The organism is Paraburkholderia ribeironis (genome assembly GCF_900019265.1).
GTDB classification, from domain to species: Bacteria; Pseudomonadota; Gammaproteobacteria; order Burkholderiales; family Burkholderiaceae; genus Paraburkholderia; species Paraburkholderia ribeironis.
In genome coordinates this window covers 938-1,203 of record NZ_CYGX02000036.1, presented here as the reverse complement: position 1 = coordinate 1,203, position 266 = coordinate 938, and the positions used below count along the sequence as shown (strand labels likewise).

Here is a 266-nt window from a genome sequence, read left to right as displayed (position 1 = left end):
CAAGCTTCGCTGCCAGTAACTGAGCTGAAACTCTCGCCGGCAGACGGTCCCGTTACCATCCAACTGGCTGAGCGTTTCGGTCCCCACCAGTACCGGATCGATCTAAGCCAGGCGCCGCTGCTGCGCTTTGTAGTCGCGCAAGATGAACTAGGACGCTGGATCCTACTCACCCTGCTACATCATCTGATTAGCGACCATTCGACGCTAGAGGTGATGCAGGCAGAGGTGCGGGCATTCATGGAAGATCCAGGCGCAATTCTGCCATC

1 protein-coding gene is annotated in these 266 nt (G+C 57.1%); it reads left to right on the top strand.

The window, feature by feature from the left end; all coding sequences use genetic code 11:
* Positions 1-266, top strand: a 266-nt coding sequence (locus BN2475_RS35570; RefSeq protein WP_245841357.1) for a condensation domain-containing protein, incomplete at both ends; no start/stop codon positions are given.